At 72.1% G+C, this 17,219-nt stretch carries 20 protein-coding genes, 2 tRNA genes and 1 riboswitch; of the genes, 15 read left to right on the top strand and 7 right to left on the bottom strand.

The window, feature by feature from the left end; translation table 11 throughout:
• Window positions 1-47: 47 nt before the first annotated feature.
• The 8 genes from GJ743_RS12370 (at window position 48) to GJ743_RS12335 (ending at window position 6,545) form a co-directional block, all read left to right on the top strand.
• Window positions 48-725 carry a hypothetical protein gene (locus tag GJ743_RS12370; protein ID WP_155052192.1) on the top strand — a complete coding sequence of 226 codons (678 nt, stop codon included), beginning with the start codon at window positions 48-50 and terminating at the stop codon, window positions 723-725.
• Between the two features lie 34 nt (window positions 726-759).
• Window positions 760-2,046: a DNA polymerase IV gene (locus tag GJ743_RS12365; RefSeq protein ID WP_328289141.1), complete on the top strand. Its 1,287-nt coding sequence runs from the start codon at window positions 760-762 to the stop codon at window positions 2,044-2,046.
• 104 nt (window positions 2,047-2,150) lie between these two features.
• Window positions 2,151-2,483, top strand: coding sequence for a hypothetical protein (locus GJ743_RS12360; RefSeq protein WP_155052191.1), 333 nt, complete (start codon window positions 2,151-2,153; stop codon window positions 2,481-2,483).
• A 95-nt stretch (window positions 2,484-2,578) separates the two neighbouring features.
• Window positions 2,579-2,689, top strand: a riboswitch (TPP riboswitch).
• A 37-nt stretch (window positions 2,690-2,726) separates the two neighbouring features.
• Complete coding sequence (locus tag GJ743_RS12355) at window positions 2,727-3,380, top strand: ECF transporter S component (RefSeq protein ID WP_328289140.1); 654 nt, start codon at window positions 2,727-2,729, stop codon at window positions 3,378-3,380.
• A gap of 2 nt (window positions 3,381-3,382) precedes the next feature.
• A complete protein-coding gene (locus GJ743_RS12350) occupies window positions 3,383-4,894 on the top strand; it encodes an ABC transporter ATP-binding protein (protein WP_328289139.1) in 1,512 nt (503 codons plus the stop codon).
• Window positions 4,891-5,691: an energy-coupling factor transporter transmembrane component T family protein gene (locus tag GJ743_RS12345; RefSeq protein WP_155052189.1), complete on the top strand. Its 801-nt coding sequence runs from the start codon at window positions 4,891-4,893 to the stop codon at window positions 5,689-5,691. The genes GJ743_RS12350 and GJ743_RS12345 overlap by 4 nt, the downstream gene beginning before the upstream one ends.
• Entirely contained in the window at window positions 5,688-6,251 is a 564-nt protein-coding gene (locus tag GJ743_RS12340) for a nucleoside/nucleotide kinase family protein (RefSeq protein ID WP_155052188.1), read from the top strand. Before GJ743_RS12345 ends, GJ743_RS12340 begins: the two co-directional genes overlap by 4 nt.
• Window positions 6,252-6,299: 48 nt before the next feature.
• On the top strand, window positions 6,300-6,545 hold the full coding sequence (locus GJ743_RS12335; protein WP_129234736.1) for a hypothetical protein: 246 nt from the start codon (window positions 6,300-6,302) through the stop codon (window positions 6,543-6,545).
• 2 nt (window positions 6,546-6,547) lie between these two features.
• On the opposite strand, the gene GJ743_RS12330 is transcribed toward GJ743_RS12335, so the two are convergent.
• The 4 genes from GJ743_RS12330 to orn form a co-directional block, all read right to left on the bottom strand.
• Window positions 6,548-7,798: a D-alanyl-D-alanine carboxypeptidase family protein gene (locus GJ743_RS12330; RefSeq protein ID WP_155052187.1), complete on the bottom strand. Its 1,251-nt coding sequence runs from the start codon at window positions 7,796-7,798 to the stop codon at window positions 6,548-6,550.
• 25 nt (window positions 7,799-7,823) lie between these two features.
• Window positions 7,824-8,171, bottom strand: coding sequence for a metallopeptidase family protein (locus GJ743_RS12325; protein ID WP_155052186.1), 348 nt, complete (start codon window positions 8,169-8,171; stop codon window positions 7,824-7,826).
• Window positions 8,172-8,196: 25 nt separating this feature from the next.
• Window positions 8,197-8,272, bottom strand: a tRNA-His gene (locus GJ743_RS12320).
• Window positions 8,273-8,311: 39 nt separating this feature from the next.
• On the bottom strand, window positions 8,312-8,953 hold the full coding sequence (orn, locus tag GJ743_RS12315) for an oligoribonuclease (protein ID WP_155052185.1): 642 nt from the start codon (window positions 8,951-8,953) through the stop codon (window positions 8,312-8,314).
• A 103-nt stretch (window positions 8,954-9,056) separates the two neighbouring features.
• Between orn and GJ743_RS12310 the strand changes: the two genes are divergently transcribed.
• Window positions 9,057-9,129: transfer RNA gene (locus GJ743_RS12310), tRNA-Arg, on the top strand.
• On the opposite strand, the gene GJ743_RS12305 is transcribed toward GJ743_RS12310, so the two are convergent.
• Window positions 9,091-10,272, bottom strand: a complete 1,182-nt coding sequence (locus GJ743_RS12305; protein WP_328289164.1) for a cation:proton antiporter — start codon at window positions 10,270-10,272, stop codon at window positions 9,091-9,093. The two genes, GJ743_RS12310 and GJ743_RS12305, sit on opposite strands and share 39 nt — an antisense overlap.
• A gap of 128 nt (window positions 10,273-10,400) precedes the next feature.
• On the opposite strand from GJ743_RS12305, the gene nadE reads away from it, so the two are divergent.
• Window positions 10,401-11,225, top strand: a complete 825-nt coding sequence (gene nadE / locus GJ743_RS12300) for an ammonia-dependent NAD(+) synthetase (protein ID WP_155052184.1) — start codon at window positions 10,401-10,403, stop codon at window positions 11,223-11,225.
• Between the two features lie 49 nt (window positions 11,226-11,274).
• Here the strand turns inward: nadE and GJ743_RS12295 are convergent, their stop codons facing one another.
• Both GJ743_RS12295 and GJ743_RS12290 read right to left on the bottom strand, forming a co-directional pair.
• Window positions 11,275-11,967 (bottom strand): cation:proton antiporter, encoded by a 693-nt coding sequence (locus GJ743_RS12295; protein ID WP_155052183.1) that lies wholly within the window; start codon window positions 11,965-11,967, stop codon window positions 11,275-11,277.
• A 101-nt stretch (window positions 11,968-12,068) separates the two neighbouring features.
• The gene (locus GJ743_RS12290; protein WP_155052182.1) at window positions 12,069-13,076 is read right to left on the bottom strand and encodes an aldo/keto reductase; all 1,008 of its coding nucleotides are present in this window, start codon (window positions 13,074-13,076) and stop codon (window positions 12,069-12,071) included.
• 20 nt (window positions 13,077-13,096) lie between these two features.
• On the opposite strand from GJ743_RS12290, the gene msrA reads away from it, so the two are divergent.
• The 5 genes from msrA (at window position 13,097) to GJ743_RS12265 (ending at window position 17,212) form a co-directional block, all read left to right on the top strand.
• Window positions 13,097-13,621, top strand: a complete 525-nt coding sequence (gene msrA / locus GJ743_RS12285) for a peptide-methionine (S)-S-oxide reductase MsrA (RefSeq protein ID WP_155052181.1) — start codon at window positions 13,097-13,099, stop codon at window positions 13,619-13,621.
• Window positions 13,622-13,799: 178 nt separating this feature from the next.
• Window positions 13,800-14,372 (top strand): single-stranded DNA-binding protein, encoded by a 573-nt coding sequence (locus GJ743_RS12280; RefSeq protein ID WP_155052180.1) that lies wholly within the window; start codon window positions 13,800-13,802, stop codon window positions 14,370-14,372.
• Between the two features lie 322 nt (window positions 14,373-14,694).
• On the top strand, window positions 14,695-14,958 hold the full coding sequence (locus tag GJ743_RS12275) for a DUF6993 domain-containing protein (protein ID WP_155052179.1): 264 nt from the start codon (window positions 14,695-14,697) through the stop codon (window positions 14,956-14,958).
• Window positions 14,959-15,048: 90 nt separating this feature from the next.
• Window positions 15,049-16,731, top strand: coding sequence for an energy-dependent translational throttle protein EttA (gene ettA / locus GJ743_RS12270; RefSeq protein ID WP_328289138.1), 1,683 nt, complete (start codon window positions 15,049-15,051; stop codon window positions 16,729-16,731).
• 1 nt (window position 16,732) lies between these two features.
• A complete protein-coding gene (locus tag GJ743_RS12265) occupies window positions 16,733-17,212 on the top strand; it encodes an acyl-CoA thioesterase (RefSeq protein WP_155052178.1) in 480 nt (159 codons plus the stop codon).
• Window positions 17,213-17,219 lie beyond the last annotated feature (7 nt).

Below are 17,219 nucleotides of genomic sequence, written 5' to 3'. Positions count from 1 at the left end.
GCGGGCGTCAGTAGCCTGAACCACCCCGAACCACTTGCGAGGACACCATGGGATTCCTTGACCGACTCTTCGGCACCGACGACCGCGCCGCTCGACCCGCCCCGCCCGTGCCGCGGGCGCCTCAGGAGCGCCGGCTCAGCGAGGACGAGCTCGCGATCGAGCGCTACCGCTACCTGCTGCGCACGGCCCCGCCCGAGTCGATCGAGGCGGTGCACGCCGAGGCGTTCGCGAAGCTCACGCCCGAGCAGAGGCAGCAGGTCTTCCGTTCGCTCGCGGAGCAGGCCCCCGACGGGGAGCGCCTGGTCTCCGACGACCCGAACGCGCTCGCCCGGGCCGCGACGCGGCAGGAGCTGCGCCAGCCGGGGTCGATGGAGCGCGCGTTCGCGGGTGCGCCGGGCGCGGCGGGCACCGCCCCGGGCGCGCGGACGGCAGGCCCGTCGTTCGGCTCGATGGTGGGCGGCTCGATGCTCGGGACGATCGCGGGTGTCGTGATCGGCTCCGCCATCGCGCAGGCGTTCCTGCCCGACCCGTCGGCGTTCGACGCGTCCGGTGCGACGGACGGCGGCGCCGATGCGGGCGGCGACGCAGGCGCGGACGCCGGTGCCGACGCGGGGTCGGTCGACGCCGCCGGCGCGGGCGATGCGGGCGGCGACTGGGGCGGGTTCGGCGACTTCGGCGGTGGCGGCGACTTCGGCGGCGGGGATTTCGGCGACTTCGGGTTCTGACGCGGGTGTCGGCGGTGGGCGCTAGGGTCGCTGCGTGAGCAAGCAGGACGGCTCGTCGCGGCAGGTCACGACCGGCCCGGTCGACGACTCCGCGACCCCGATCCTGCACGTCGACATGGATGCGTTCTTCGTGTCCGTCGAGCTGCTGCGCCGCCCTGAGTTGCGCGGCAAGCCCGTGCTCGTCGGCGGCACGGCCGGTCGCGGGGTCGTCGCGGCCGCGAGCTACGAGGCCCGGCGCTTCGGCGTGAATTCGGCGATGCCGATGTCGGTCGCGCTGCAGCGGTGCCCGAACGCGATCGTGCTCCGCGGCGACTACCGGCGTTACTCCGAGTACTCCGATCGGGTGATGGCGATCTTCCGCGAGCTCACGCCGCTCGTCGAGCCGTTGTCGATCGACGAGGCGTTCCTCGACGTCTCCGGAGCGCGTCGCCTGCACGGCAGCCCGGCTGAGATCGCCTGGACGATCCGCCGGCGTGTGCGCGACGAGACGGGACTCACGTGCTCGGTCGGCGTCGCCGCGAGCAAGTACGTCGCGAAGGTCGCGTCGTCGCGCGCCAAGCCCGACGGCATGCTCGTCGTGCCCGCGTCGGAGACCACCGCGTTCCTGCACCCGCTGCCGGTCTCGGCGTTGTGGGGCGTCGGTCGCGTGACCGAGGAGTCCCTCCTGAAGCTCGGGCTCCGCACCGTCGGCGACGTGGCCGAGATGCCCGAGGAGGCGCTCGCGCGTGCCGTCGGCCCGGCGCTCGCCGCCCGCCTGACACGGCTCGCGAACGGCATCGACCCGCGCGACGTCGAGACGCGGCGCGTGGAGAAGAGCATCGGGCACGAGACGACCTTCCATCACGACCTCGTCGCGCGCGACGAGATCGCGCGCGAGCTCCTGCGCCTGGCGACCGATGTCGGCGTGCGCCTGCGTCGCGCCGGGATGCTGGCGCGCACCGTCACGCTGAAGCTCCGGTACGGCGACTTCACGACCGTCACGCGGTCGCGCACGCTCGCCGAACCGACCGATGTCGCGAGGCGCATCTACGAAGAGGCCCTGGTGCCGCTCGGCGACCTCGTCGGCGACGGTCGGCGCGTCCGGCTCATCGGCGTGCGCGGCGAGCACTTGAGACCCGCCGGCGACGGCGCGCCGCTGTGGGACCCCGACGAGGAGTGGCGCGACGCCGAACGGACGATCGACGAGGTCGTGCGCCGGTTCGGGCGCGGCGCCGTGCGCCCGGCGGCGCTCGTGCGGCCGGCGGTGGAGTCGGCGGCGCCGACCGTGCGCGATGGCGGGCCCGACGACGAGCCGCCACCGGGTCCGCGCTCGTTCTGGTGACGCGACCCGGCTGCAGAGCGCGAGGGTCGTTCCGAGCAGGGGAGCGGGTCGCGGCATCCGTCAATGCCCTTCCGACGGCCGCGGTGCGCCGGTAGCGTGGCCGCATGGCTGATTTCGTGCTCGAGCTCGCAGACAAGGTCGCCGGCGTCGGCGTCCGCACCTCCTACGCCGACAAGGTCGAGATCGGCGGTGCCGAGGTCGTGCCGGTCGCGCTCGGCGCGTACGGGTTCGGCGGCGGATCGGGCAGTTCCGAGGAGCAGGGCGAGGGCTCGGGCGGCGGTGGCGGCGGGTGGTCCGTCCCGCTCGGCGCGTACGTCGGCCGCGGCGGCGACGTCCGCTTCGAGCCGAACGTGCTCGGCCTGCTCATCGTCTCGATCCCACTCGTGGTGGTGACGGGCAAGGCGCTGCGCATGGTCATCCGCGCGCTGAAGAAGTAGCGCGCGCCCGCGGCATCCGCCGCCGGCCGCGGCGGGCAGGCGCCCGGCGTCCGGCGTCATCGACGACGTGAGGCCCTCCCGGCGCGCGTATACTCGTGCTCGAACACGGGAGTCCGGTGAGCCGGGCTGAGAGGAAGGTTCTCCAACCTTCGACCGTCGAACCTGATCTGGGTCATGCCAGCGCAGGGAGGGCATCCAATCTCATTTCCCGTGCCGCTTTCCACGAGACGAAAGGGCACGACAGTGCACGAGACATCCACCGACCAGAACCCGACGGCCGGAACCAGCGGCGAGCGTGAGCCCGCGGCATCCCGCAGCACCCGCTGGCGGGTCGTCGACATCGTCGTCGCGAGCGTGATCGGCGTCGCGACCGGCCTGGTCTTCCTCTTCTGGAACAACGTCGGCTACGCCTGGTTCAGCGCCGCCGACGCGCTCACGCCGGGCCTCGGCGGCATCGCCGTCGGCATCTGGCTCATCGGCGGCGTGCTCGGCGGGCTCATCATCCGCAAGCCGGGCGCCGCGCTCTACGTCGAGCTGCTCGCGGCGATCGTCTCGGCGCTCGTCGGCAACCAGTGGGGCATCGAGACGATCTACTCGGGTCTCGCGCAGGGCCTCGGCGCCGAACTCGTGTTCCTCGCGACGGGCTACCGCCGGTTCGGCGTCGTCACCGCGATGCTCGCGGGCGCGGCGGCCGGTGCCGCGGCGTGGGTCCTCGAGCTGTTCCTCTCGGGCAACCTGCAGAAGTCGGCCGAGTTCCTCGTGCTCTACTTCGGCACCGTGGTCGTCTCCGGGGCGGTCCTCGCCGGCCTCCTCGGCTGGATCGTGGTGCGGGCGCTCGCGGCGACCGGCGCCCTCAGCCGGTTCGGCGCCGGACGGGACGTCACCGGGCGGGTCTGACCGTGGACCGCGCACCGGGAGCCGCCGGTCCCGCCCGCGTGGATGCCACCGGGTGGGGCTGGCGGCACGCGGGCCGCCGTCGTGCGGCACTGCAGGGCATAGACCTCCGCATCCACCCGGGGGAGCGGGTGCTCCTGCTCGGCCCCTCCGGGTCGGGGAAGTCGACCCTGCTGCACGCCCTCGCGGGCGTGCTCGGCGGCGATGACGAGGGCGAGCACCACGGCCGCCTGCTGCTCGACGGCCGCGCGCCCGCCGAGGCGCGCGGCCGCGCCGGCCTCGTGCTGCAGGACCCCGACTCGCAGGTGATCCTCGCCCGCGTCGGCGACGACGTCGCCTTCGGCTGCGAGAACCTCGGCATCCCGCGGGACGAGACCTGGTCGCGCGTGCGCGAGGCGATCGACGCGGTCGGCCTCGACCTGCCGCTCGATCACCCCACCTCGCGCCTGTCGGGCGGCCAGAAGCAGCGGATGGCGCTCGCCGGCGCGATCGCGATGCGCCCGGGCCTGCTCCTCCTCGACGAGCCCACCGCCAACCTCGATCCCGTCGGCGTCGCCGAGGTGCGCGAGGCGGTCGCGCGCGTGCTCGACCGGACGGGCGCGACGCTCGTCGTCGTGGAACACCGGGTCGACGTGTGGCTCGACCTCGTCGACCGCGTCGTGATCCTCGGCGCCGACGGGCGGCTGCTCGCCGACGGTCCGCCGTCGGTCGTGCTCGACGCGCGTCGCGAGGCGCTCGCGGCCGCGGGCGTGTGGGTTCCGGGCGTGCCGCTCGAGGTGCCCGAGGCGACGGATGCCGCGGCGCCCGGTGCGGGGCCGGCGATCTCGACCGAGTCGCTCGGCATCGGGCGCCCGCGCGGCGCAGTGCTGCACGAAGGGCTCGACCTCGTCGTGCCCGACGCATCCTCCACGGTGCTCACCGGGCCGAACGGCGCGGGCAAGTCCACGCTCGCGCTGACGCTCGGCGGCCTCCTCGCGCCGCGGGCGGGGCGCGTCGTCGCCGCACCGCGGATCGCGCGAGGAATCGGCGACGCGCCCGTCCGCTGGCGTTCGCGCGAACTCCTGTCGCGGATCGGCACGGTCTTCCAGGAGCCCGAGCACCAGTTCGTCGCATCGACCGTCCGCGACGAGGTCGCGGTCGCCCCGCGCGCGCTCGGGCTCGCGCCCGCCGTGGTCGACGCCCGGGTCGATGAGGTCCTGCAGCGCCTCCGCCTCGATCACCTCGCCGCGGCCAACCCGTTCACCCTCTCCGGCGGCGAGGCGCGGCGTCTCACGGTCGGCGCCGTACTGGCGACGCGACCGAGCGCGGTGATCCTCGACGAGCCGACGTTCGGCCAGGACCGGCTCGGCTGGGTCGAGCTCGTGCGGCTGCTGCACGAACTCGTCAATGAGGGCACGACACTGCTGTCGGTCACGCACGACGCGGCCTTCATCGCGTCGCTCGGCGGGCACCGTATCCGCCTCGACGCGCAGGCGTCCGTGGCTGCCGCCGCTGCAGGACGGGACGGACGCGCATGAGCACCGTCGACCTCGCCGACGCGACGACCTCCGTGCCCACCCTGCGCTTCGTCGACCGGGTGAACCCGGCCACGCGGCTCGCCGCGGCGATGGTGCTCACGACTCCGCTCCTCCTCACCGTCGACTGGGTGAGCGCCGCGATCGCGCTCGGCATCCAACTCGTGCTGTTCGCCCTCGCGGGCGTCACGCCCGGCCTCCTCGTCCGGCGCACGTGGCCGATCCTCGTCGCCGCACCCCTCGCCGGCATCAGCATGCTGCTCTACGGTCGCCCGTCGGGCACCGTCTACTGGGAGTTCTGGCTGGCGAAGGTCACCGACGGGTCGATCCAGCTCGCGATCGCCGTCACCCTCCGCGTGCTCGCGATCGGACTGCCGGCGGCGCTGCTGTTCCTCCGCGTCGACCCGACCGACCTCGCCGACGGCCTCGCCCAGGTGTGGCGGCTGCCCGCGCGCTTCGTGCTCGGCGCGCTCGCGGCGACGCGGCTCGTCGGGCTGTTCGTCGAGGACTGGCGTGCCATGTCGCTCGCGAGACGTGCGCGCGGCATCGGCGACCACGGCGCCGTGCGTCGTGCGTCCACGATGGCGTTCGCGCTGCTCGTGCTCGCGATCCGGCGCGGGTCGAAGCTCGCGACCGCGATGGAGGCGCGCGGGTTCGGCGCCGACGCACCGCGGACGTGGGCGCGCCCGTCGACCGTCGGCGCGCCGGACGCGGTGCTCGTCGCGATCGCCGCGGCGGTCGCGGCGGCCGCCATCGCCGGAGCGGTGTGGGCGGGCACCTTCCACCCGGTGTGGGCGTGAACGCCGAGCGCGCGCTCGCCCTCCGCCCCGCGCTCGACGCGGTGCGCCGCGCTGCGCGCGCCCGGCGGCATCCGCTCGTCCTCGTCGACGGACCGAGCGGGGCCGGCAAGAGCACGTTCGCGGCCGCACTGGTGGCCGAATGGCCGGGGCATCCGCCGAAGCTCGTGCGCGTCGACGAGGCGATCCCCGGATGGCGCGGCCTCCGTCGAGGCGCGGGCGCCCTCGGTCCCCGACTCGTGCGCCCGCACGGTGCAGGGCTCGTGGGCGCGCTCGACCGGTGGGACTGGCTCGCCGATCGACCCGGCTCCGTCGAGCGCCTGCGTCCCGGTCGACCGCTCGTCCTCGAGGGATGCGGTGCGTTCCTCGCGGGCATCGATGCGACCGACGCCGTGCGGGTCTGGCTCGACGCGCCGTACGCCATTCGTCGCGAGCGGGCGCTCGCGCGCGACGAGGGTGCGTTCGACGACTTCTGGGCGTCGTGGGAGTCGGACTGGCGGCGCGTGCGACGCCGGTCCGGTGCGGAACGGCGATCGGCGATCCGGGTGCGACTGGGCGACTGATCCGCGCGGATGCTGTGCCACGGACCCGGCCGGGACTACGCTCGGCACATGGGTGATGCGACGTATGTGGCGGAGTTCATCGACGGCCCGCTCGAAGGCGACTTCGAGCAGCGGGCCCTCGTCCGCGGCGAGCCGGAGAAGCGGGTCGGCATGGTCGCCGCCGTCGACGGGCTCGAGTCCTTGTTCTGGTACGACGCCGTCGAGCAGAAGGACGTCGGCGGACAGCTCCGCGTCCGGTTCCGCTTCGACGCGGCCGACTCCGACCCCGTCGAGTCCGACGAGGAGAACGACTGACCCTAGGCGTCGTCCTCGAGGAAGGCACCGATGAGCTCGCCCGGGTGGGTGAGGCGCCAGATCGGCCCCGGGTCGGCGATCGCTCCGTCGAGTTCGAGCGCCGAGCTGACCTCGCGTTCGCCGATCGCGACCGTGACCGTGCCGACCTGACGTCCGGCCGGTGAGGTCGTGAACGGCTCCACCGCGACACTCGCGTCCTCCGCGATCGCGCCGAACGCGGCATCCGTTCGCCCCGCCGTCGCGATGAGTCTCGCACGGTCGCCCCACGCCGAGGTGACCTCGCCGTAGCTCGCCCCGGCGACGATCACCTCGATCGGCTCGGATGCCGCCTGCATCCCCTCGACCGCGGCGAGCACAGCGGGATCGAGCGTGTCGTAGTCGTCGACGCCGGTCATCGCACCCACCATCGTGCGTCGCTCCTCGCCGGAGCGGAGTTCGGCCGTCCACACGAAGCTGATCGCGGCCTGGTCGGTGAAGCTCCGGCTGAGGGCGCGGATGCCGTCGTCGGCGAGGTGCGCGATGGCGTCGGGGATCCGCCGGTCGTCGCTCGGCGTGGGTGCACCCGAGTCGCCCTCGAGCATCGCGCCGAGCGTCGGTTCCGCGAGCACCATGGCAGCGAGGCGCGTGAGCTCCGTCGCCGTCCCGACGTTGTCACCGGACAGCCCGGTCGCGTCGACCACCGAGGTCGACGTGAAGCCCTGTTCCGCGAGCCATTCGTCGGCCGCCGTGACGTACGCGTCGACGCTGCCGAAGGCCCACCTCGCGAGGGTGTCGGCGTGGTTGTTGCTCGATGCGAGGAGGACCGCTCGGATGACGTCGCGCTCGGTCCAGGAGTCGCCGGGCGAGACCTGCACGGTTCGCGACCCCTCGCCGGAGTACCGGAGGTAGTCGGTGTAGTCCTCGGGCCCGATCCGGATCGCGGGGCCGTCGTCGTCGGCCGTGAGGGGAAGCGTGTCGAGCACCACCAACGCGGTGACGAGCTTCGCCGCCCCGCCGATCGGCGCGGCCTCGTCGTCGGCGGATGCCGCGACGAGGGAGGCCGAGCCGTCGTCGTCGACGAATGCGACCGCCGAGGCGTCCTCCGCGGGGAGGGCGACCGAACTCGTCGCCGGGGCGGCGGCCTGCGCCGTGTCGACGCTGACCTCGACGTCGGGAAGCGGACCCAGGAGCATCGCCGGGCCGTACACGCCGATGCCGAGGATGGCGAGCGCGCCGACGGCGATGCCGACGACGCGTCCGGGGGAGGGACTCATGCGAATCAGGCTAGCGCGACCGAGGTCACGCCCAGCCGAGCTCGTGCAGCCGGTCGTCGTCGATGCCGTAGAAATGCGCGATCTCGTGGACGAGCGTCACGTGGATCTCGTCGCGGAGCTCGTCTTCGGTGTCGGCGATCGCGAGCAGCGGCTCGCGGTAGAGCACGATCCGGTCGGGCATCTCGCCGAAGCCGTAGCGGTCGCGTTCGGTCAGCGACACGCCCTCGTACAGGCCGAGCAGGTCGAGCGAGCCGTCCTCCGGGCGGTCCTCGACCACGAACACGACGTTCTCGAGGCCCTCGACCATGTCGTCGGGCAACTCGTCGAGTTCGTCGACGACGAGCCGTTCGAACGCCTCGGCGTCGAGTTCCACGAGCGGCTCCGATCTGGAGGCGAATTGGGGTGAGTAACGGGGCTTGAACCCGCGACCTCCTGGACCACAACCAGGCGCTCTACCGACTGAGCTATACCCACCATGCGCGGCTCGTTCGCACGAGCGGCAACCCTACGAGATTACACCACGTTCGAGGTGCTCGTTGACACCGCGGTGCCGTCGGCGACGACGTCGGCGGCGATGGCCTGGAGTTCCTGGCTGGTCGGCCCGGGGTCGGCGACGAAGACCGCGCGCCGGTAGTACTGCAGTTCGCGGATCGACTCGAGGATGTCGGCGAGCGCCCGATGCCCGCCGTCCTTCGCCGGCGCATTGAAGTAGGCGCGGGGGTACCAGCGCTTGGCGAGCTCCTTGATCGAGGACACGTCGACGTTGCGGTAGTGCAGGTGCGCGTCGAGGCGCGGCATGTACCGGCTGATGAACGCACGGTCGGTGCCGATCGAGTTGCCCGCGAGCGGGGCCCGCTGCACGTCGGGCACGTGCTTCAGCACGTACTCGAGCACCTGGTACTCGGCGTCGGCCACGGACACGCCGTTCGGGATCTCCTCGATGAGGCCGGACTGCGTGTGCATCGCGCGCACGAAGTCGCCCATCGACTCGAGCGCGCTCGCGTCGGGCTTGATGACGATGTCGAGGCCCTCGTCGACCGGCTCGAGGTCGTAGTCGGTGATCACGACCGCGATCTCGACCAGTTCGTCGACCTCGAGGTCGAGCCCCGTCATCTCGCAGTCGATCCAGACCAGTCGGTCGCTCGAGGATGCCATGCGGTGAGTCTAGCCGCGCGCGCCGACACGGCCGTGCGTCGGGCACCCGAGGTGTGCGCGCCCGCGGTGCGTCCGGGCCCCTGCGGTATCGTGGTGGCGATCGGCCCTCGTAGCTCAGCGGATAGAGCAGGAGCCTTCTAATCTCTTGGTCGCAGGTTCGATTCCTGCCGAGGGCGCCGAGACCCGCTCCGGGCGATCGCGATCGCGATGAGCGGGAAGAGCAGCAGCGAGAGCAGGCCCGCGCCGACGAGCGCCGACGCCGTGCCCGAGTCCATGTCGCCGGCCTCGACGCCGATGGTGGTCACCGCGACGATGATCGGCAGGCCGGTCGCCCCGAAGAGCCCGGTCGAGATCCGGTCGCGCGCGCTCGATCCGGGCGGGGCCAGCAGCGCCGAGGGCACGCCGCGGGTGACGAGCAGCAGCGCGGTGAAGAGGGGCAGCATCAGGAGCGTCCGGGCGTCCTCGACGAGCGCCTCGAGGTCGAACGTGACGCCGGTGTAGATGAAGAAGACCGGGACGAAGACGCCGAACCCGATGCCGTCGAGCTTCACCTCGATGGTGCGGCGATCCTGTTCGGGTGCTCCGTCGAGCAGGAGCCGGGCGATCACGCCGGCGGCGAACGCGCCGAGCAGCATGTCGAGGTCGAGCACGATCGACAGCCCGACCAGCGCGAGCATGACCAGGATGACGAGCCGGATCGCGAACTGGCCGCTCGTGTGCAGCGTCGCGGTGATCGCCTCGTGGAGCCGTCGGCCGTCGCCCTTCGACGCGCGCCAGATCGCGACCCCGGTGATCGCCGCGAAGGCGACGAGCACGATCGCCGCATGCAACGGCGAGCGTCCGGAGAGGAAGAGCGAGATGGCGATGAGCGGCAGGAACTCACCTGCCGCGCCGATGGCGAGCACCGAGACGCCGAACGGCGTGCGCAGCATGCCGGCGTCCCTGAGGATCGGCAGGAGCGCGCCGAGCGCGGTCGAGGTGAGCGCGATGCCGATGAACACGGCCCCGGCGTCGGGGTCCACGAACCACCCCGCGGCGAGGCCGAGGACGATCGAGATCGCCCACCCGAGGCTCGCCCGCACCAGCGGGCGCCCCCGGATGGCCTCGAAGTCGATCTCCTGGCCGGCGAGGAAGAAGAGCATGGCGAGTCCGAAGTCGGACAGCAGCTCGATGAACGGGTCGGGCTGCACCCAGCCGAGCGCCGACGGGCCGAGCACGATGCCCAGCACGATCTCGAAGATGACGACGGGGATCGCGATCCACCGGCCGAAGGCCCTGGCGGCGAGGGGTGCGAGCGCCGCGATCGCGGGGATGAGCACGAGCGTGGGTACGTCGACCTGCACGAGGACCCCCCTCCGTCGTGGGAATGCTATCCGACGGCACGACCGCGACCGGGCAACGGCGGATGCGTCATCCGCCCGTCACACGCGTGTCGTATCGTCGTGGCATGCGCGACCTCCAGGCACGGATCATCGAAGAACTGCACGTCGAGGCCTCCATCGACCCGGCCGACCAGGTCCGCCGGCGCGTGGACTTCCTCAAGGCCTACCTCGCGGCATCCGGCGCGAACGGCCTCGTCCTCGGCATCAGCGGCGGGCAGGACTCCTCGCTCGCCGGCCGGCTCTGCCAGCTCGCCGTGGAGGAGCTCGCCGTGGAGGGGCGCACGGCGCGATTCATCGCCGTCCGGCTGCCCTACGGCGTGCAGCGCGACGCGGCCGATGCCGAGCTCGCACTCGGGTTCATCCGGCCGTCCGAGACGATCGAGTTCAACATCAAGGGCGGCGTCGACGGGCTCGCGGCCGACTTCGAGGCCGCCGTGGGCGGGCCGGTCAGCGACTTCGGCAAGGGCAACGTCAAGGCGCGCATGCGGATGGTGGCCCAGTACGCGTTGGCCAGCGAGGGCGGGCTGCTCGTCGTCGGCACCGACCACGCGGCCGAGGCCGTCACCGGCTTCTTCACCAAGTTCGGCGACGGCGGTGCCGACCTCCTGCCGTTGTCCGGCCTCACCAAGCGCCAGGGGCGAGCGGTCCTCGAGCACCTCGGTGCGCCCGAGCGGCTCTACCTGAAGACCCCGACGGCCGACCTGCTCGACCACGATCCCGGGCAGGCCGACGAGGCGAACCTCGGCTTGACGTACCGCGACATCGACGACTTCCTCGAAGGCCGCGAAATCGACGACCTGGTCGCCGAGAAGATCGAGGCCCGCTTCCTGCAGACCCGGCACAAGCGCGCCGAGCCCGTCACGATGTTCGACGCGTGGTGGCGCGCCTGACGCGTCGCCACGGGTGAGGCCCCGCGCGCGTCGTGGACGGCAGCAGGGGTCAGTCGCGCTGGGCGACCGCGCGGCGGTCGGTGTCGGCGTCGGCGACCTCGCCTGCCTCGGGTGCGGCCGGCGCGGCCGGCGTCGTGACCGGCTGCGTCGAGGCGTCCTCGACGAGCGGGGTCTGCGTGTACCGCTCGTGGTGCTGCTCGGCGACCCAGGTGTCCTGCTCGGAGGCGAGTTCCTGCACCGGCTCGTCGCGCTGCAGGCGCCAGCGCTCGAGGTCGTTGCGGAAGTCGCGACGAGTCCGCGACGGGTGCCGCTGCCACTCGAGCATGCGCTCCCGGAACTCGGCGACCGCCGGGTCGAGCTGGTAGCCGAAGGTCGCCGAGGCGCGCTTCAGCTCGTGCAGCTGGTGGGCCGCCCAGTCGGCGGCGACGTCGGCGCCGCGCAGCGGCAGGAGGCGGACCTGGATGTCGGCCTGTCCGACCGCACGGTCGGCGAGGACCTGCTCCTGCGGGGTCAGCGAGTTCCACACGGACGCCTCGGTCGCGGCGTCGATGAGCGTCGCGATCGCGGCGCGGCGCAGCTCGCGGTCGCGCTGCCGGATCAGGCCGCGCACGGCGGACCGTGCGATCCACGCGGAGAGCAGCCCGGAGACGAGGACCGAGACGAACACGACCCCGGCCGTGAACAGCACGGGACGGTTCTCGTCCGAGAGGAGCCAGGCGACGATGTCATTCCACCACTGCATGAGCGCAGGCTAGCGCTGCGAGGCTCCGGCGGAACGCAGCCGGCCCGGCGTGCCTCGCGACCGTCGCCGGCTGCGAGGCGCGCCGGGTTCGCGGCATCCGCTCAGCCGAGGGCGGTGCCGTCGGCGGCGTGCGGTTCGATCGCGGCGATCTCCTCGTCGGTGAGCGGCGCCGCGTCGAGCGCGGCGACGTTCTGCTCGAGTTGCGCGACGCTGGAGGCACCGATCAGCGCGCTGGCGACCTGCGGCACGCGCAGCACCCACGACAGGGCGAGCTGCGCGAGCGACTGGCCGCGCCCCTCGGCGATCGCGTTCAGGGCGCGGGCGCGCTCGAGGTACTCCTCGCTGATGCGCTCGGCCGGCAGGAAGTGGCTCGTCGCCGCACGTGATCCCGCGGGCACGTCGCCGGAGAGGTAGCGATCGGTGAGCAGGCCCTGCGCGAGCGGCGAGAAGACGATGGCCGAGGCGCCCACCTCGTCGAGCGCGGGGAAGAGCCCGCCTTCGATGTGCCGGTCGAACATCGAGTAGCGAGGCTGGTGGATCGTGAGGGGCACGCCCTCGGCGGAAAGTGCCTCGGCGGCGGCGATCGTCTGCTCGGGCGAGTAGTTGGAGATGCCCGCGTACAGCGCCTTGCCCTGCCGGACGGCGTGCGCGAGCGCGCCCATCGTCTCCTCGATCGGCGTCTCGGGGTCGGGCCGGTGCGAGTAGAACACGTCGACATAATCGAGGCCCAGTCGCCCGAGGCTCTGGTCGAGCGAGGCCAGCAGGTTCTTGCGCGAACCCCACTCGCCGTACGGGCCGTCCCACATCAGGTAGCCGGCCTTCGACGAGACGATGAGCTCGTCGCGGTACGGCTTCAGGTCGGTCGCGAGCAGTCGGCCGAAGTTCTCCTCGGCGCTTCCGGGCGGCGGGCCGTAGTTGTTCGCGAGGTCGAAGTGCGTGATGCCGAGGTCGAACGCGCGCCGCACGATCGCGCGCTGGGTGTCGAGCGGACGGTCGTGGCCGAAGTTGTGCCAGAGGCCGAGGGAGAGCGCGGGGAGCTTCAGGCCGCTCCGTCCGATCCGGTTGTAGGTCATGTGGTCGTATCGGTCGGGGGAGGCGACGAAGGTCATGCCGGTAGCCTATGGCCGTGATGGAAAGCTTCGTTCTCGCCGGCGGCTGCTTCTGGTGCCTGGATGCCGTCTACCGCACGCTTCGCGGCGTGCACGACGTCGTGTCGGGCTACACCGGCGGTTCGACGCCGAACCCGTCGTACGAACTCGTCTGCACGGGCGCGACCGGGCACGCCGAGGCCGTGCGCGTCGACTTCGATCCCGAGGTGCTGCCGCGCGAGGTCGTGCTCGACGTGTTCTTCACGCTGCACGACCCGACGCAGCTGAACCGCCAGGGCGCGGACGTCGGCACGCAGTACCGTTCGGCGATGTTCTTCACGGACGACGCGCAGCGCGAGCTGTTCGAGGCGGCGCGCACGCGCGCGTCCGACTGGTGGCCGGGCGAGGTGGTCACGACCATCGAGCCGCTCGGCGAGTTCTTCGCCGCGGAGGAGTACCACCAGGACTTCTTCGCGAAGAACCCGGGCCAGGGCTACTGCCTCGCGGTCGCACTCCCGAAGGTGAACAAGATCCGACGCTCGTACGCGGACTACATCGTCGCCTGACCCCTCCTCACCAGCTCGCGTCCGAGGCGGCCCGTTCACGGTCCGGCGTCGACGCCGACGGAGGCCGTGGCGCCGCCGCCACGCTGTGGTGAGCGGCATCCGGGGTCGTTCCGGCACGAGGGCCCCGGATGCCGCGAGCCGCCGATCCGCGGCGGCGTCGACCCCTTGAGGAGCCCCCATGTCCGATCTCGTGACCATCACCGGCGTCGTCGGCAGCGACCCCCGACACAACGTCACCGCGACCGGCCTGCCGATCACCAACTTCCGGCTGGCCTCGACGCGCCGCTTCTTCGACCGCGCCACCGGCGCGTGGACCGACGGCGAGACCAACTGGTACACGGTCTCGTCGTTCCGGCAGCTCGCCCTGAACACCGCACGCTCGCTCCGCAAGGGCGAGCGGGTGGTCGTGCACGGGCGACTCCGCATCCGCGCATGGGAGACCGGCGAGCGCTCGGGCACCGCCATCGAGATCGATGCCGATGCGATCGGCCACGACCTGTCGTGGGGTGTCGCGGTCTACTCGAAGACCTCCGGTGCGCGGCTCGTCGAGCCCGCCGAGGAGGCCGAGGCTGCCGGCGAGTCGTCGATCGCGTCGTCCGACGTGCACGACGAGCCGGGGCGTACCGACGTGCCGACCTGGGCGGAGGGTGCCGACTGGTCGGTTCCGGAGGTCGCCGAGGATGACACCGTCGTCGTCGCGGAGGAGGTCGCGGAGGAGGACTCCGCGCTCGACCCGGCGCCCGCCCGCTGACCGTCGCCCCGCTCGCGCAGGTGGCGTCGTCCCCGGGACCCGCGGTGGCCGCGTCGTAGACTCGGCCCCCGTGGGGATCGAGCGACTGACGGTGCCGAGGGTCCATGCGGGCGGGCGGGTCGGCGCCGCCGCCCTCGCCGCGGGCGCGCTCCTCCTCCTGGCGGGCTGCTCCGGCGTGAATGGGATCGCGGACCGACCGCCGTCATCCGAGGCGTCTTCGGCGGCGTCGTCGACGGCGGAAGTGCAGAGCGAATCGGAGCCCGAAAGCCCGGCACCGTCGGCATCGGCCGATCTCGGTCGCTTCGATGCAGTGAATCGGTCGGTGCTCGAGGCCGACGCCGCCGCGGGCGGACCCGCGTTCGTCGACGCGCTCGTCGAGGCAGGGTTCGACCGGGGTGCGATGCAGGTCACCTCCGACACGACGACCCTCGGCGAGCCGGCCGACTCGATCCAGTTCTCCGTTCGGATCGGGGATCGCTGCCTCGTCGGCCAGTACGGCCCGGCCGCCGGAGGATACCGGAGCGCGGAGCAACCGGGCCTCGGCACGGGCGGATGCCTCGTCGGGGCGACGGTCCCCGTCGGCTGACGGGTGCCGACGAACGGTCAGGACCGGACGCGTCGGCGCGGGCCGCTAGGCTGGAGGGCTGAACCGCGCACTCCAGACGTGAGGAACTCAGTGGCTGACTACATTTACTCGATGGTCCGCGCCCGCAAGGCGGTCGGTGACAAGGTGATCCTCGACGACGTCACGATGGCGTTCCTCCCGGGGGCGAAGATCGGCGTCGTCGGTCCGAACGGCGCCGGCAAGTCGACGATCCTGAAGATCATGGCCGGCCTCGACCAGCCGTCCAACGGCGAGGCGCGACTCACGCCCGGGTACTCGGTCGGCATCCTCATGCAGGAGCCCGAGCTCGACGAGACCAAGACCGTGCTCGAGAACGTGCAGGAGGGCGTCGGACCGATCAAGGCGAAGATCGACCGGTTCAACGAGATCTCCGCGGCGATGGCCGACCCCGACGCCGACTTCGACACGCTGCTCGCCGAGATGGGCACGCTCCAGGAGGAGATCGACGCGGCCGACGCGTGGGACCTCGACTCGCAGCTCGACCAGGCGATGGACGCCTTGCGGTGCCCGCCGAGCGACACGCCCGTCACGGTGCTCTCGGGCGGTGAGAAGCGTCGCGTGGCGCTCTGCAAGCTGCTGCTGCAGAAGCCCGACCTGCTCCTCCTCGACGAGCCCACCAACCACCTCGACGCCGAGAGCGTGCTCTGGCTCGAGCAGCACCTCGCCAAGTACCCCGGCGCGGTGCTCGCGGTCACGCACGACCGGTACTTCCTCGACCACGTCGCCGAGTGGATCTGCGAGGTCGACCGCGGCCGGCTCTACCCGTACGAGGGCAACTACTCGACCTACCTCGAGAAGAAGGCCGAGCGCCTCCAGGTCCAGGGCAAGAAGGACCAGAAGCTCCAGAAGCGACTGAAGGACGAGCTCGAGTGGGTGCGCTCGAACGCCAAGGGACGCCAGGCGAAGTCGAAGGCGCGACTCGCGCGGTACGAGGAGATGGCGGCCGAGGCCGAGCGCACGCGGAAGCTCGACTTCGAGGAGATCCAGATCCCCGCGGGTCCGCGACTCGGCGACGTCGTGCTCGAGGCCAAGAAGCTCGAGAAGGGCTTCGGCGACCGGATGCTCATCGACGGGCTGAGCTTCACCCTCCCGCGCAACGGCATCGTCGGCATCATCGGGCCGAACGGCGTCGGCAAGACCACGCTCTTCAAGACCATCGTGGGCTTCGAGCCGCTCGACGGCGGCAACCTCAAGATCGGCGAGACGGTCAAGCTCTCGTACGTCGACCAGTCGCGCACCGGCATCGACCCGAACAAGACCCTGTGGGAGGTCGTCTCCGACGGCCTCGACTACATCCAGGTCGGCAAGACCGAGGTGCCGAGCCGCGCCTACGTGTCGACCTTCGGGTTCAAGGGACCCGACCAGCAGAAGCGCGCGGGCATCCTCTCCGGCGGTGAGCGCAACCGGCTGAACCTCGCGTTGACGCTCAAGCAGGGCGGCAACCTCCTGCTCCTCGACGAGCCGACCAACGACCTCGACGTCGAGACGCTCTCGAGCCTCGAGAACGCGCTGCTCGAGTTCCCCGGCTGCGCCGTGGTCATCACCCACGACCGGTGGTTCCTCGACCGCATCGCGACGCACATCCTCGCCTACGAGGGCACCGACGAGAGCCCGGCCGACTGGTACTGGTTCGAGGGCAACTTCGAGGCGTACGAGGCCAACAAGGTCGAGCGCCTCGGGCCCGAGGCGGCGAAGCCGCACCGCTCCACGTACCGCAAGCTCACGAGGGACTGAGATGCGCCTGCACGTGCCGACGCCGCTCCGCTGGAGCGACCTCGACGCGTACGGTCACGTGAACAACGCCCGGATGCTGAGCCTGCTCGAGGAGGCTCGCATCCAGGCGTTCTGGGTGAACGACGACGGCACCGCCGAGCACGCCGTCGGCGCGTCGACCGCGGTCATCGACGCGTCGCCGGGCTCGGCGACCCTCTCGCTCATCGCGCGCCAGGAGGTCGAGTACCTCGCGCCGATCCCGTACCAGCGGCTCCCGCTCGACATCGAGCTCTGGATCGGCCGGATGGGCGGGGCGAGCCTCGAGGTCTGCTACGAGGTGTACTCGCCCGAGGGCGCCGCGCCGCGCACGCTGTACACGCGTGCCGCGACGACGATCGTGCTCGTCGACGCCGAGACCGAGAAGCCGCGGCGCATCACCGACGCCGAGCGGATCGCGTGGGAGCCGTACCTCGGCGACCCGATCGCCTTCCGGCGACGCTGAGCTGCGG

The sequence above is a fragment of the Agromyces bracchium genome (assembly GCF_009709675.1).
GTDB classification, from domain to species: domain Bacteria; phylum Actinomycetota; class Actinomycetes; order Actinomycetales; family Microbacteriaceae; genus Agromyces; species Agromyces bracchium.
Note: the sequence above shows the minus strand (reverse complement) of the source record. Positions and strands in the feature narration are given on the sequence as shown.

Bases quoted from the DNA above. Each gene is read 5' to 3' on its own strand.
- msrA (WP_155052181.1), top strand. From the start codon at position 13,097: ATGGAAAGCTTCGTTCTCGCCGGCGGCTGCTTCTGGTGCCTGGATGCC.
- GJ743_RS12265 (WP_155052178.1), top strand. From the start codon at position 16,733: ATGCGCCTGCACGTGCCGACGCCGCTCCGCTGGAGCGACCTCGACGCG.
- GJ743_RS12335 (WP_129234736.1), top strand. From the start codon at position 6,300: ATGGGTGATGCGACGTATGTGGCGGAGTTCATCGACGGCCCGCTCGAA.
- GJ743_RS12330 (WP_155052187.1), bottom strand. From the start codon at position 7,798: ATGAGTCCCTCCCCCGGACGCGTCGTCGGCATCGCCGTCGGCGCGCTC.
- GJ743_RS12280 (WP_155052180.1), top strand. From the start codon at position 13,800: ATGTCCGATCTCGTGACCATCACCGGCGTCGTCGGCAGCGACCCCCGA.
- GJ743_RS12370 (WP_155052192.1), top strand. From the start codon at position 48: ATGGGATTCCTTGACCGACTCTTCGGCACCGACGACCGCGCCGCTCGA.
- GJ743_RS12345 (WP_155052189.1), top strand. From the start codon at position 4,891: ATGAGCACCGTCGACCTCGCCGACGCGACGACCTCCGTGCCCACCCTG.
- GJ743_RS12360 (WP_155052191.1), top strand. From the start codon at position 2,151: ATGGCTGATTTCGTGCTCGAGCTCGCAGACAAGGTCGCCGGCGTCGGC.
- GJ743_RS12290 (WP_155052182.1), bottom strand. From the start codon at position 13,076: ATGACCTTCGTCGCCTCCCCCGACCGATACGACCACATGACCTACAAC.
- orn (WP_155052185.1), bottom strand. From the start codon at position 8,953: ATGGCATCCTCGAGCGACCGACTGGTCTGGATCGACTGCGAGATGACG.
- nadE (WP_155052184.1), top strand. From the start codon at position 10,401: ATGCGCGACCTCCAGGCACGGATCATCGAAGAACTGCACGTCGAGGCC.
- GJ743_RS12295 (WP_155052183.1), bottom strand. From the start codon at position 11,967: ATGCAGTGGTGGAATGACATCGTCGCCTGGCTCCTCTCGGACGAGAAC.